This is a genomic window from Ensifer sp. NM-2 (assembly GCF_003024455.1).
GTDB lineage: Bacteria > Pseudomonadota > Alphaproteobacteria > Rhizobiales > Rhizobiaceae > Ensifer > Ensifer canadensis.
Genome location: NZ_PVZR01000007.1, coordinates 54,968 through 68,645, shown reverse-complemented (window position 1 = coordinate 68,645; position 13,678 = coordinate 54,968). Strand labels below are relative to the sequence as shown.

Annotated in this window: 13 protein-coding genes; 4 read left to right on the top strand and 9 right to left on the bottom strand. The window is 62.2% G+C overall.

The window, feature by feature from the left end:
* Positions 1 to 7 precede the first annotated feature (7 nt).
* The 4 genes from C6558_RS15840 to C6558_RS15825 form a co-directional block, all read right to left on the bottom strand.
* Positions 8 to 3,001, bottom strand: coding sequence for a DEAD/DEAH box helicase (locus C6558_RS15840; protein ID WP_063997122.1), 2,994 nt, complete (start codon positions 2,999 to 3,001; stop codon positions 8 to 10).
* 700 nt (positions 3,002 to 3,701) lie between these two features.
* On the bottom strand, positions 3,702 to 4,427 hold the full coding sequence (locus C6558_RS15835) for a beta-ketoacyl-ACP reductase (RefSeq protein WP_025425220.1): 726 nt from the start codon (positions 4,425 to 4,427) through the stop codon (positions 3,702 to 3,704).
* A gap of 17 nt (positions 4,428 to 4,444) precedes the next feature.
* Entirely contained in the window at positions 4,445 to 4,804 is a 360-nt protein-coding gene (locus tag C6558_RS15830) for a hypothetical protein (protein ID WP_025425221.1), read from the bottom strand.
* Positions 4,805 to 4,817: 13 nt separating this feature from the next.
* On the bottom strand, positions 4,818 to 5,999 hold the full coding sequence (locus tag C6558_RS15825) for an acetyl-CoA C-acetyltransferase (protein WP_025425222.1): 1,182 nt from the start codon (positions 5,997 to 5,999) through the stop codon (positions 4,818 to 4,820).
* A 223-nt stretch (positions 6,000 to 6,222) separates the two neighbouring features.
* On the opposite strand from C6558_RS15825, the gene phaR reads away from it, so the two are divergent.
* Positions 6,223 to 6,801 (top strand): polyhydroxyalkanoate synthesis repressor PhaR, encoded by a 579-nt coding sequence (gene phaR / locus C6558_RS15820; protein WP_025425223.1) that lies wholly within the window; start codon positions 6,223 to 6,225, stop codon positions 6,799 to 6,801.
* A gap of 67 nt (positions 6,802 to 6,868) precedes the next feature.
* On the opposite strand, the gene C6558_RS15815 is transcribed toward phaR, so the two are convergent.
* The 4 genes from C6558_RS15815 to mtgA all read right to left on the bottom strand — a co-directional run bounded on the left by C6558_RS15815 (position 6,869) and on the right by mtgA (position 9,354).
* Complete coding sequence (locus tag C6558_RS15815; RefSeq protein WP_025425224.1) at positions 6,869 to 7,270, bottom strand: hypothetical protein; 402 nt, start codon at positions 7,268 to 7,270, stop codon at positions 6,869 to 6,871.
* A 166-nt stretch (positions 7,271 to 7,436) separates the two neighbouring features.
* Positions 7,437 to 7,622 carry a 50S ribosomal protein L32 gene (rpmF, locus tag C6558_RS15810; RefSeq protein ID WP_025425225.1) on the bottom strand — a complete coding sequence of 62 codons (186 nt, stop codon included), beginning with the start codon at positions 7,620 to 7,622 and terminating at the stop codon, positions 7,437 to 7,439.
* Between the two features lie 159 nt (positions 7,623 to 7,781).
* Complete coding sequence (locus C6558_RS15805) at positions 7,782 to 8,429, bottom strand: glutathione S-transferase family protein (protein ID WP_025425226.1); 648 nt, start codon at positions 8,427 to 8,429, stop codon at positions 7,782 to 7,784.
* Between the two features lie 178 nt (positions 8,430 to 8,607).
* Positions 8,608 to 9,354: a monofunctional biosynthetic peptidoglycan transglycosylase gene (gene mtgA / locus C6558_RS15800; RefSeq protein ID WP_025425227.1), complete on the bottom strand. Its 747-nt coding sequence runs from the start codon at positions 9,352 to 9,354 to the stop codon at positions 8,608 to 8,610.
* Positions 9,355 to 9,526: 172 nt separating this feature from the next.
* On the opposite strand from mtgA, the gene C6558_RS15795 reads away from it, so the two are divergent.
* The 3 genes from C6558_RS15795 to C6558_RS15785 all read left to right on the top strand — a co-directional run bounded on the left by C6558_RS15795 (position 9,527) and on the right by C6558_RS15785 (position 12,241).
* Positions 9,527 to 10,441, top strand: a complete 915-nt coding sequence (locus C6558_RS15795; RefSeq protein WP_025425228.1) for a polyprenyl synthetase family protein — start codon at positions 9,527 to 9,529, stop codon at positions 10,439 to 10,441.
* Between the two features lie 3 nt (positions 10,442 to 10,444).
* Positions 10,445 to 11,500, top strand: a complete 1,056-nt coding sequence (gene hisC, locus C6558_RS15790) for a histidinol-phosphate transaminase (protein ID WP_025425229.1) — start codon at positions 10,445 to 10,447, stop codon at positions 11,498 to 11,500.
* A 99-nt stretch (positions 11,501 to 11,599) separates the two neighbouring features.
* Complete coding sequence (locus C6558_RS15785; RefSeq protein ID WP_025425230.1) at positions 11,600 to 12,241, top strand: LysE family translocator; 642 nt, start codon at positions 11,600 to 11,602, stop codon at positions 12,239 to 12,241.
* Between the two features lie 103 nt (positions 12,242 to 12,344).
* Here C6558_RS15785 and ispG read toward each other — a convergent pair whose 3' ends face one another.
* On the bottom strand, positions 12,345 to 13,598 hold the full coding sequence (ispG, locus tag C6558_RS15780) for a flavodoxin-dependent (E)-4-hydroxy-3-methylbut-2-enyl-diphosphate synthase (RefSeq protein WP_025425231.1): 1,254 nt from the start codon (positions 13,596 to 13,598) through the stop codon (positions 12,345 to 12,347).
* Positions 13,599 to 13,678: the final 80 nt, after the last annotated feature.

The following is a 13,678-nucleotide window of genomic DNA, read 5'->3' as shown; positions in this document are numbered from 1 at the left end:
GGCGTTCCTACTTCTTCATCTGCTCCTTGAGAGCGGCAAGCTTGGCAAAGGGCGAATCCGGATCGATCGGCTTCTCCTTGCGCGGCGGGCGCGCCTCGAACTTGGCCGCGTTCGGCTTGCCGCCGCGATCGTGACGATCATGGCGATCCTGCCGCTGGCCACCCTCGGGCTTGCCGTCGTGCCGCTTGCCGCGGGCCGGTGCGCCGGCCTTGCGGCCGCCTTCGCGTCCCTCGCCCTGGCCTTGGCCTTGCCCCTGGCGCGGACCGCCACGGCGCTGATCGCCCTGGTGACGGCCACCCTGGCGCTGATTGTCCTGGCGGGTGCCCGGACGCCAGAGGAGAACCGGCTTGGCTTCGGCAGCCTCGGCACCCTCTTCCGCGGCTGCCTGGGGAGCGGCAGCTTCGCCTTCGGCAGTCGCCGGCTCGACGGAGGCAGGTGCCTCGGTTTCAGCCGCCGGTTCGCCTTCACCGCTTGCATCCGCATCGTCGTGGTCGGCGGCAGCTTCCGTGGACGCCTCGGCCGGGGCTGCAGGCGCCACGCCCTGGCTTGCCAGGAACGCTGCGGCATCCTCGGCCTTCACGCTATCGGCGCGGTAGCCAAGCCCCTTGAGAATTTCTTCCATATCGTCAGGCGTTGCGCCGAGAATGGAGAGCATGGAGGTCGTCGCGGTGAAGCGACGGCCGTCATAGGCGCCTTCGGGACGCGGCTGCGCACCCGGCTTCCACTGCAGCAGCGGACGGATGAGATCCGCCAGACGCTCGAGGATGTCGATGCGAACGGCACGCTTGCCGAGGAAACGGAAGCCCGCGAGCTTGTAGAACGTCCGCTCAAACGAGGGATCGGTAACGACCGAGGTGCGGCCAGCGGCCAGCATCGGGATCAGATCGCCATAGCCAGCCTTGTCGAGGCCATCGTTCTTCAGCGCCCAGAGCAGCGTAATGAGCTCGGCCGGAGCCGGCTTCAACAGCGCGGGCAGGAAGATGTGATAGGCGCCGAAGCGGACGCCATACTTGCGGATCGAGGCGCGACCGTCCTGGTCGAGCGACTTCACCTCTTCGGCGACGTCGCGGCGGAACAGCACGCCGAGATTTTCGACGAGCTGGAATGCCAGCCCCTTGGCGAGGCCTTCGAGATCCTCGGCGCGCGAGATATCGTCAAGCGGTTTCAGCACCGTGCCGATATGATGGTTCACGAAACGCTCGATGCGGGCGACGACATGCTCGCGCGCATTGGCCTGCAGCTGCTCGTCGGCAAGCAGGATGACGCGCGGACGCATGACATGGTCGCTGGCCGCAAGCCGAGCCACGGGATCGCCGAGCCAACGCACCAGTCCGTCGGACGATAGCGCAAGGTCGCCATTGCCGGAGGCGTGCAGACGCGCCGCACGCGCTTCGAACTCGAGCGCCAGCGCCTTCTGCGCAGCACCCTGCACGGCCTTGGCATCCGGTCCGTCTCCGCCGGTCGCCAGCGTAAACCGGAAACCGGTTAGTTGTCCTACGTGATGGCCTTCAACGAAGACGTCACCATTCACACTGATTTCAGCTTCCAGCATAGCATTCTCTCTCAGGCGCTTCATGAGCACAGATGTCCTGCGATCAACAAAGCGTTTCGTCAACCGTTCATGTAGTGCGTCGGACAATCGATCTTCAATTTCCCGCGTCTTTTCTTGCCAGTGTGTCGGATCGGCAAGCCATCCGGGCCGGTTCGACACATAGGTCCAGGTTCTGATCTGCGCGATTCGCGCCGAAAGTGTGTCGATCTCACCATCGGTATAATCCGCCCGACGGACTTGCTCGGCCATGAAATCTTCGTTCACGGCGCCACGTCGGACAAGATCGGCGTAGATCGTGGAGATCAGATCGGCGTGTTGAGCCGGTGTAATGCGGCGATAATCCGGCAATGCACAGGCTTCCCACAATTTTTCGACCCGGTCCGGCGTCGTCGCCAGATCGGCCACTTCGGGATAGCGCGACAAATGTTCGAACGCCTGCTGATCCACCGCAGGTAGAGCGCGCGCAAGCCCCGGAATTGTCGGGGCGGCATCCAGGCTTCGCTTCAACGCGGCAAGCGACGCATAGTCAAACGCCTTGGAGCGCCATTGCAGCACCTTGAGCGGATCGAATTCATGTGACTCGATGCGATGCACCAGCTCGTTGTCGAACGGATCGACCCGGCCGGTGACGCCGAACGTGCCATCGCGCAGGTGCCGCCCGGCACGCCCGGCGATCTGCGCCAGTTCGGCCGGATTGAGGTTGCGGAACTGGTAGCCGTCGAACTTGCGGTCCTGTGCGAAGGCGACATGGTCGACGTCGAGGTTCAATCCCATGCCGATCGCATCGGTCGCCACCAGAAACTCGACGTCGCCTTCCTGATAGAGCGCGACCTGGGCATTGCGCGTGCGCGGCGACAGCGCCCCGAGCACGACGGCAGCGCCGCCGCGCTGACGGCGGATCAGCTCGGCAATCGCATAGACTTCGTCTGCCGAAAAGGCGACGATGGCCGAGCGATGCGGCAGGCGGGTGATTTTCTTCGACCCGGCATAGAGCAGCTGCGACATGCGCGGGCGTTCGACGACGGTGATGCCCGGCAACAATTGTTCGAGGATCGGCCGCATCGTCGCGGCCCCGAGCAGCAGCGTCTCGCCGCGGCCGCGCAGATAGAGCAGCCGGTCGGTGAAGATGTGACCACGCTCGAGATCGCCGGCGAGCTGCACTTCGTCGATCGCCACGAAGGACGCCGTCGTTTCGCGCGGCATCGCCTCGACCGTGCAGACCGAGTAGCGGGCGCGATGTGGGGTGATCTTTTCCTCGCCGGTGATCAGCGCAACGTTGTGATGGCCGACCTTTTCGACAACACGCGTATAGACCTCGCGCGCGAGCAGCCGCAGCGGCAGCCCGATGACGCCGCTATCGTGCGCGATCATGCGCTCGATCGCATAATGCGTCTTGCCGGTATTGGTTGGCCCGAGCACCGCGGTGACGCCGCGGCCGCTCAGGATCATGGGGTGAACGGACACGTCATCGATCCCGGGCATTCAAGAACATAAGAGGCGCCTTTACGCGCCGGCGGCAAACACATGCCCACGCACCGCGGCAAACGCAAGGGGCGCCGGCAACTAAAACCATTTCCCGGCAAACCAGCGCCTGCCCGCACCACCATATCTGGACGTGCGAAATTAAGGTTCGGAACAGCCACGGAACGAATCGGCGACGAATCGCTGACTCCACTCGATTCACTGTATGTTCACGGCTACATATAGATTGCAACTGCCAATATTGCACCACATGCTGAATCAGGTCTCTGGCAGCGCGTGCGCCGTGCACCCCGAGCGTTAATCTGGGTTGCCGAAGCATTAAAGGTGGCAAAGGATTCGGAATCCAAGACTCTGGAAAGTTTAGGAAATTTTAACCGAAGAATCAGGCTGATTCGCCGGAATCAGGGAATGGGAATCGCTGCGTTAACACATCGACCAAAGCCGGAACGAATCGACGACGAATCACAGACATCACTGCGTTCCACATTCGTTCTCCACAACATATGGTATGTCGACGCACGGCAAACAACAGGCCAGAAACCGGCTTTCTCCAACTTGCGGACAGATTCCGGTGCGCCATTAACCTTCTGTCTTTGAACCGAGCAGGCAATAAAAATGAAACGGCGCCCCAAACGGAGCGCCGTCGAAAGTGCGGGCGATAACAGGATCAGACGAAGAACTGTCCGCCATTGGCGGAGATCGTCGACCCCGTGATGAAGCCGGCATCGTCGGATGCGAGGAAAACCACGCAGCGGGCAATCTCCTCCGGCTCGCCCAGACGACCGACCGGGATCTGCGGAATGATCCGCTCGTTGAGAACCTTTTCCGGTATCGCCCGCACCATCTCCGTGCCGATGTAGCCCGGGCAGATGGCATTGACAGTGATGCCTTTGGCAGCCCCTTCCTGGGAGAGTGCCTTGGTGAAGCCGAGATCACCGGCCTTGGCGGCCGAGTAGTTCGCCTGCCCCATCTGGCCCTTCTGGCCGTTGATCGACGAAATATTGATCACCCGCCCGAAGCTGCGGTCCCGCATGCCGGTCCAGACCGGATGGGTCATGTTGAACAGGCCGGTCAGGTTGGTGTTGATCACCTCGCCCCATTGCTCCGGGGTCATCTTGTGGAACATGGCATCACGGGTGATGCCGGCATTGTTGACAAGCACTTCGATCGGCCCAAGGTCGGCCTCGACCTTGGCAATGCCGTCGACGCAGGACTGATAGTTGGAGACATCCCACTTGTAGACCGGGATGCCGGTTTCCTCCTTGAACGCCTGCGCCTTCTCGTCATTGCCGGCGTAGTTGGCAGCAACCTTGTATCCTGCATTCTTCAGCGCGATGGAAATCGCGGCGCCAATGCCGCGTGACCCACCCGTAACCAATGCTACCCTGCTCATGCTCGCCTCCCACTTGATTAATTCAGTTTATCAAAGGCCTTCTTCATCAATTTTTCGCCCATATGCTGCCCGTAGATCCTGGCCGCAGCCTGAAATTGCGGATCAGCGAGCATGGACATTCCGACCTCGCACTTGGTCAGCGCGAGGTTCATCAACAGACTGCTCATCTGGACGACGTAGGATTTGACACTGCCGCTGTCGTCGTTGAGGGCAGCGATCATCAGGTTCTTGAAAACGGTCTCGTCATCGACAGTCGTGTGGTCCAGCATGCACTGGACCACTTTTGCCTGTTCGAACGGCGGAGATGTCGCATGACCCTGGTTCGCCGACGAAGCGACAAACAGGACCGAAAAGATCAACCCGCTGACATGACGCATGCGGTCGGGCCGGTCAGAGACGCTCGACGCACATGGCGACGCCCATGCCGCCACCGATGCACAAGGTCACAAGGCCCTTGGAAACGCCGCGGCGCTTCATTTCGAACAGCAGCGTGTTGAGAACGCGGGCGCCGGACGCGCCGATCGGATGTCCGATCGCAATCGCGCCGCCATTGACGTTGACGATCGACGGATCCCAGCCGAGGTCCTTGTTGACCGCGCAGGCCTGTGCCGCGAAGGCCTCGTTGGCTTCGACGAGTTCGACATCACCGATCGCCCAGCCGGCCTTCTCCAGCGCCTTGCGCGATGCCGGGATCGGGCCTGTGCCCATCACCTGCGGATCGACGCCGGCCGTGGCCCAGGAAACGATGCGCGCGAGCGGCTGAATGCCGCGCTTGGCGGCCTCTGCCTCGGTCATCAGCAGGGTGGCGGCGGCACCGTCATTGAGGCCGGATGCGTTGCCGGCGGTCACGGTTCCCTCCTTGTCGAAGGCCGGACGCAGCTTGGTCATCTGGTCGATGGTCGCGCCATGGCGGATATATTCGTCCTGATCGACGATGACGTCACCCTTGCGGCCCTTGACGACGAACGGAACGATCTCGTCAGCGAAGCGGCCCGCCTTCTGCGCGGCCTCGGCCTTATTCTGCGACGCCAGCGCAAACTGATCCTGCTCCTCGCGGGTCAGCTGCCACTGACGGGCGACATTCTCCGCGGTGATACCCATGTGGTAGCCGTAGAAGGCGTCCGTCAGGCCATCCTTGATCATCGTGTCGATCATCTTGAAGTCGCCCATCTTCACGCCGCCACGCAGGTGCGAGCAATGCGGTGCCATCGACATCGACTCCATGCCGCCGGCAATGATGATTTCTGCATCGCCGGATGCGATCTGCTGCATGCCGAGCGCGACTGCGCGCAGGCCCGAGCCGCAAAGCTGGTTCATGCCCCAGGCGGTCTTTTCTGGCGGAATGCCCGCCTTCATCGCGGCCTGGCGCGCCGGGTTCTGGCCTTCGCCTGCCTGCAGCACCTGCCCGAGGATCACTTCATCGACCTCGTTCGCCTCGACGCCGGCGCGTTCGAGTACCGCCTTGATGACGGCGGCGCCAAGCTCGTGGGCCGGTGTGTTGCCGAAGGCACCGTTGAAGGATCCGACGGCGGTACGTGCCGCGCTGGCGATCACGATGGAGGGATTGCTCATGGGGGACGTTTCCTCAGATTTTCTTGCGTGACGACAGCAGACTGGCAAAGCGCGGGGCGCAAGTCAAACGCCTTGATGCACTGCCGCAAAACCGTCATCCCCTGCCGACCGCGAGATTTCGCACTTGCGTCGCCGCATCGCACAAAGACATTGTCAGCGGCATTCGTTTGCGGATACTCTGAAAAGTAGAAAAAGACGGACCGCGGGTAATGAGGAGAGCCTGATGGCGAAGAACGACGGCCAGATCGTAATCAAGAAATATGCGAACCGGCGGCTCTACAACACCGGGACCAGCACCTACGTCACGCTCGACGACCTGGCCGTGATGGTGAAGAAGGGCGAGGAGTTTACCGTACAGGACGCCAAATCAGGCGAAGACATTACCCATTCGGTTCTGACGCAGATCATCTTCGAGCAGGAATCCAAGACCGGCAACACGCTGCTGCCGATTTCGTTCCTGCGCCAGCTGATTTCCTTCTACGGCGACCAGATGCAGATGGTCGTGCCGAGCTATCTCGAGCACTCGATGCAGGCCTTCACCGAGCAGCAGGTGCAGATGCGGGAGCAGATCAACAAGGCCTTCGGCGACACGCCGCTCGGCAAGAACCTGCAGGCGCCGCTGCAACTGGTCGAGGAGCAGGTTCGGCGCAACACAGAGATGTTCCATCAGGCGATGCAGATGTTTTCGCCGTTCATCGCCTCGCCTCCGGTCAAGGAGACCAAGAAGGCGGAAGCCAAGGATATCGACGAGTTGAAGGAGCAATTGCGCGCCCTTCAGACCAAGCTCGACAATCTCGGCTGAGCGTATCGCGACGGCGCCGCGGTCCTCATCGGCACGCGGCGATGTGAGCGTTCTTCTTCAGTCCGCTTCAAAGACCGATTGAAACGTCCCGGCCGGCCGATCGCATCGACACGGAGAAGCCGGCGATGACGTCGATGAAGCTGATCGTCATCAGGATGAAGAAGATTTGTGTGGCCGCCGGGGCGACCAGTAGGAACTCGACCAGGAACGCGATGAAGAGCACCATCGACAACAGATGGTCCATCAGCGCCCGCGTGCCGGTGCGGGTCGCCTTGAGAATTTCCACGAAAAGCAGAAGCAAGGCCACGACGATCAGGAGATCGCCGAAGCTCATGGCCCATGTCGCGCCGGACAGCATGGACAGCGACATCACGCCGGCACCGAGGCCAGCCGTGCCGCCGAAAAGGCCGAGCATGGCAAGGTTGTAGATGGCAAAGGGCAGGATCAGCAATGGAATGGCGGCAAGCATGAACAAATGCGCTCCCTCTTCAATGAGTGATCGCTACATGCGCCACGTGACGCCAGAGATCACCACGCCGACTTAATACCAACCTCTCCGTCGAGAAGATGTCAGGCATGCAAAAGAAAAGGGCTGGCAAAGCCAGCCCTTTAACTCGGTCCGCCAATGTCAGCGCTTATGCGCTTTCCTTCGGGGTCAGAACCTGACGACCACGGTACATGCCGGTCTTCAGGTCGATGTGGTGCGGGCGACGCAGTTCACCGGAGTTCTTGTCTTCGATGTAGGTCGGCGTCTTGAGGGCGTCAGCAGAACGGCGCATGCCACGCTTGGACGGGCTCGTTTTTCTTTTAGGTACAGCCATTTCATTCTCCACTTATCGGGCAAAACACTGTTCAGCAGCCGAAATGGCCGTATAAAACAGATGTTAATCACGGAAATTTGGCGCGCTTATACATGGCGAACTGCCGCTTGACCAGTCCCCGAGCGCAATTTTTCGACTCCTCCTCGCAAGGAAGTCGAATCAGACTTCTTCCTCGGCAACGATCCACGGTTCCGCTCGTGCGGCCGCTTCCCATTTCCGGGATGCCGGATGCGCCTTTACTCGCTCCATATATCCCAACGTCGTGGGGTCGCTAACGAGATTGTAGACGTCGAAGCGGTTAACCACAGGCGCGTACATCGCATCCGCAGCCGTGAACGACCCGAAAAGGAACGGACCGCCGGAGCGCGCGAGCGCGTCGGCCCAGATCGTCTCGATGCGGGCGACATCGGCGCGCACGTCGCCCGAAACCCCAAGCGTCTGTTTCTGCCGGCGAATGTTCATCGGGCAGGCGCTGCGCAAGGCACGAAAGCCGGAGAGCATTTCGCAGGCATAGCTGCGCGCCCGCGCCCGGTCCTGTTGGTCTGCCGGCCAAAGCCCGGCATCCGGAAACAGTTCGGCGACATATTCGATGATCGCCAGCGACTCCCAGATCTTGACGTCGCCATGCTCGAGAAGCGGCACACGCCCGGTCGGCGAGATTTCCCGCAGCTTCGGGTTTCCGGCCGCAAAATCGAAGGGAATGACCACGTCCTCGAAGGCAATGCCTGAGGCTTCGAGCGCCAGCCACGGTCGCAGCGACCAGGACGAATAGTTCTTGTTGCCGACGTAAAGGACGAGTTTGTTCAAGATTGGATCTCCCTATGCACCCTGCTGCAACCATTACAGCGCCGCGCGTCTTATTAGACGCGCAAAGGTCGCTGTAGCACTTTGAACTGCTGCATGTTTTTATCCTTAAATCGAATAGGATTTAAGGAAACATGCAGTAGGCCACGGCGAGCATCAGGACCAATGAATAGGCGTCATCTCAATCATAAAGGCAGGTGATGTATCCGCCCGATCGGCTGGCCCGGCGCTCGATCAGTGATGCCAGGCGTTTCAGTCCGCGCCCCGGTTTTCCGGCGTTGCGCTCTTTCGGGTTGGGCAGCGACACGGCGAGAAGAGCGGCCTGGCGCCTGGAAAGCTTGGCGGCGGAAACGCCGAAATGGTGGCGGGCGGCAGCCTCGATGCCGTAGATACCGTCACCCCATTCGGCGACATTCAGGTAGATCTCCATCATCCGCTGTTTGCTCCAGACGAAGTCGGCGGCGATGGCGAGCGGCAGTTCCATCGCCTTGCGCACGAAGGAGCGGCCGTTCCAGAGGAAGAGGTTCTTCACCGTCTGCATCGGGATGGTGCTGGCGCCGCGCGTCGATTCCCCATCGAGCGCATCCTCAACCACGCCCCGCATCTGCCCCCAGTCGACGCCGTCGTGGATGCAGAACTGGCCATCCTCCGACATCATCACCGATTGCACCAGCACCGGCGCTATCTTGTCGAACTCGACCCACTGTCGGTCATAGCCGCGCAGCAGCACGAGGTCGCGCAGCATCAGCGTCGAAACCGGGCGAATGAAGTCGATGAGATAGAGCGCAATCAGCGCATAGGGCAGAAGCAACAGGCCAAGAACGACGAAAATGATGCGACGGCGATGCAGGCGCCACGTCCGACGGAGGGACGACCAGCGACTGGCGGGCATATCGCCCTCCTCACGCGCCTCGGGAACGATGTCCACGGCCTGACTGTCCACCTCTCTGTCCATCCGTTTCTCTTAGTGCATGGGCTGGCAAAGTTGAACGGGCTTTCTGGCAAAAGGCAAGGCACTCACAGGTCTGTCCTCGACAAAGCGCACTGCCGCGACACGAAAGCCCGTTGAAAGCGCCTTTCGCGCATGTCAAAGAGCGCTCATGAGACAGGAAACACCGACCTTCGAGACCCAACTGAAACGCAACGCGCTCGCGATCGAGACGCTGCTGGGGCGCCTGCTGGGTTTGAGCATCGAACCCGACGAGATCGGCCGCCCGGAAAACCTGCTCGGCGCGATGCGTCACGGCGTCCTCAACGGCGGCAAGCGGTTGCGCCCGTTTCTGGTGATCGAATGCGCCAGCCTGCTGGGCGGACGCTTCGATGCAGCGCTGCGGGTCGGTGCGGCGCTCGAATGCGTCCACTGCTACTCTCTGGTCCATGACGACCTGCCGGCGATGGACGACGACGACATCCGGCGCGGCCAGCCGACCGTACACAAGGCTTTCGACGAGGCGACTGCGATCCTTGCCGGCGACAGCCTGCTGACCTTCGCCTTCGACATCATCGCATCGCCGGAGACGCCGCTTGCCGACGCACAGAAGGCGGCGCTTGTCCTCGCGCTGGCGCGTGCTGCCGGCCATGGCGGCATGGCCGGTGGACAGGCGCTCGACCTTGCGGCGGAGAAATCCACTCCCGACGAAGCCGGCATCGTCACCCTTCAGGCGATGAAGACAGGCGCGCTTCTGCGCTTTGCCTGCGAGGCGGGCGCGATCGTCGCCGGAGCAGACGCGAACGACCGTCACCGTCTGCGCAGCTTCGGCGAAAAGATCGGCCTTGCCTTCCAGCTCGCCGACGACCTGCTTGACCTCACCGCCGACGCCGAGACCATGGGCAAGGCAACCGGCAAGGATGCCGCACGCGGCAAGGGCACGCTCGTCGCGCTCCACGGACAGGCCTGGGCCGAGACCCGGCTGGAACAACTGGTGGCGGAGGCAGAGGCGCTGCTCGAACCCTATGGCGAGCGCTCGTCGATCCTTGCCGAAACCGCCCGCTTCATCGCCAATCGCAGGAATTGAATCGTGAGCAAATACTGGTCGCCCATCGTTTCGACGCTCAAGCCCTATGTGCCAGGCGAACAGCCGCGCATCGCCAACCTCGTCAAGCTCAATACCAACGAGAGCCCCTACGGCCCTTCGGACAAGGTTCTGAGCGCAATCACCGCAGCGGCCAACAGCGATCTCAGGCTCTACCCCGACCCCCTGGCGCTCCGCCTGCGTGAAACGATCGCGGCCCGTCACCGGGTCACCGCCGGCGAGGTCTTCGTCGGCAATGGTTCGGACGAGGTCCTGGCCCACATCTTTGCCGGGCTGTTGAAGCACGACGCCCCGCTGCTCTATCCCGACATCTCCTACAGCTTCTATTCGACCTACGCCCGGCTGTTTGCGATCGATGCCGTCGAAGTCCCGCTCGACACTCAATTCCGCATCGATCTAGCCGATTACGACAGGTCCTGCGGCGCCATCATCCTGCCAAACCCGAATGCGCCGACCGGCATCGGCCTGCCGCTTGCCGAAATCGAGCGGCTCGTTGCCGCCCACCCGGATCAGCCAGTTGTCATCGACGAGGCCTATATCGACTTCGGCGGCCAGTCGGCGATCGCGCTGGTGCCGAAATACGAAAACCTGCTGGTCGTCCAGACCTTCTCCAAGTCGCGTGCGCTCGCGGGCCTGCGCGTCGGCTTCGCCATCGGTCAGCGGCCGCTGATCGAGGCGCTGGAGCGGGTGAAGGACAGCTTCAACTCCTATCCGCTTGGCCGCCCGGCCCAGGCAGGAGCGACCGCTGCGATCGAAGACGAAGCCTGGTTCGAAACGACCCGCAAGAAAATCATGGCATCCCGTGAACGCCTCACCGGTCAACTCGCCGAGCGCGGTTTCGAGGTCCTCCCATCGCAGGCAAACTTCGTCTTCGCCCGCCATCCCGGCCATTCCGGCGACGCGCTGATGCAGGCGCTGCGTGAGCGTGCCGTGCTCGTGCGCCATTTCGCCAAGCCCAGGATCTCCGATTTCCTGCGCATCACCATCGGCACCGATGCCGAATGCGCCCGGCTGATCGAAGCGCTCGACGACATTCTCTGAGATCTGGTCCCGAGACGGGGGCTCTCAGACTTGGCTCAGGCACTTGGCCGCGAAAGACACATTCGCTAAGGTCCGGCGATCCACGCCGGAGCCCTCTCCATGTTCGACCTGTCGCCATACCTTTCGCAACTCGCGGTCGCCTGGACGGCCTATATGATTGCGACCGCATCGCCAGGTCCGGCGGTGCTTGCAATCATCACCACCTCGATCAGCCAGGGGCGCAAGGCGGGCCTGGCGCTCGCCTTCGGCGTACTGTCCGGCAGCTACACCTGGGCGATGCTAACGGCATCCGGCCTTTCTGCGCTCATCGGCGCTTACGGACAGGCGCTGATCGTCCTGAAGATCGCCGGCGCCTGCTACCTGTTCTGGCTCGCCTACAACGCGCTACGCGCCGCCATGCGCGGACATGCGCCCCCAAAGGCGATGCCGGGCCAACCACAGGCGTTGCTGAAGAAGCACTATCTCAAGGGGCTCGGCATCCACCTGACCAATCCCAAGGCGATTTTCTCCTGGATCATGCTGGTCTCGCTCGGCATGCCCGCCGGCGCGCCGACGGCCGTGACCGCCGCCTTCATCGCCGGATGCATGCTGCTCGGTCTCGTGACCTTCTGCGGTTTTGCGATCGTGTTCTCGCTGCCGCCGGTGCATCGCGGCTATCTCAAGTCGCGACGCATCATCGAGAGCCTGATGGCAGGCTTCTTCGCTTTCGCAGGATTGAAACTGCTGACGACGCGGCTCTGAGCTAGAGCATTTCCAGGAAAAGTGTGAAGCGGTTTTCCGTCAGGAAATGCGTAGAAACAAAGAAACAGAGCACTTGTGTGATTCCGCTTAAACCGGAAACGCTCTATTCGGCCGCGGCCTGACCCTGGCCGTAACGCTTTTCGATATAGTCGGAAACGAGCGTCTCGAAATCGCCGGCAATGTTGGGGCCGCGCAGCGTCATCGCCTTCTGGCCGTCGATGAAGACGGGTGCGGCCGGCGTTTCGCCGGTGCCGGGCAGCGAGATGCCGATATCGGCATGTTTGCTTTCGCCGGGGCCGTTGACGATGCAGCCCATGACCGCGACCTTGAGGCCTTCGACACCCGGATATTTCTCGCGCCAGACCGGCATGTTGCGGCGGATGTCGTCCTGGATCTTCTGGGCGAGCTCCTGAAACACCGTCGACGTCGTGCGGCCGCATCCGGGACAAGCGGCAACGACGGGAATGAACTGGCGGAAGCCCATGACCTGCAGCAGTTCCTGCGCCACCTGCACCTCGCGGGTGCGGTCGCCGCCGGGCTCCGGCGTCAGCGAAATACGGATTGTGTCGCCGATGCCCTGCTGCATGAGAATGCCGAGCGAGGCCGACGAGGCAACGATGCCCTTGGTGCCCATGCCGGCTTCGGTGAGGCCGAGATGCAGCGCATGGTCCGAGCGCGTCGACAGCATGGCATAGACGGCGATCAGGTCCTGAACACCCGACACCTTGGCCGAAAGAATGATGCGGTTGCGCGGCAGGCCGATGTCTTCGGCAAGTTCGGCCGAAAGCAGCGCCGACTGCACGATCGTCTCGCGCGTCACCTGCTGGGCCGTCAGCGGAAACCCGTTCGCCTGGTTCTCATCCATCAGCCGCGTCAGCAGTTCCTGATCGAGCGAGCCCCAGTTGACGCCGATGCGCACCGGCTTGTCGTAGCGGATCGCCATCTCGACGATCTCGGCGAACTGCTTGTCCTTCTTGTCCTTGAAGCCGACATTGCCCGGGTTGATGCGGTACTTCGCCAGCGCCTCGGCGCAGGCCGGATGGTCGGCAAGCAGCTTGTGGCCGATATAGTGGAAATCGCCGACGAGCGGCACGTCGAGGCCGAGGCGCTCGAGCCGATCGCGGATCTTCGGCACCGCAGCCGCACTTTCGTCGCGGTCGACGGTAATGCGCACCAGCTCCGAGCCGGCCTTGTGAAGCGCCGCCACCTGCGCCACCGTTCCGTCGATATCGGCGGTGTCGGTATTGGTCATCGATTGGACGACCACCGGCGCACCGCCGCCGACTATGACTCCGCCGACATCGACGGCGACGGACGCGCGGCGGGGCTGCGGATCAAAATCAAAGGCGGCAGACATGAAGGCCTCTTGGTCCCCCAGGTCACGCCGGTGACCTGGTCTCATCGTTTCAGCGCGGGATGCAGACGGAAACCCGCATG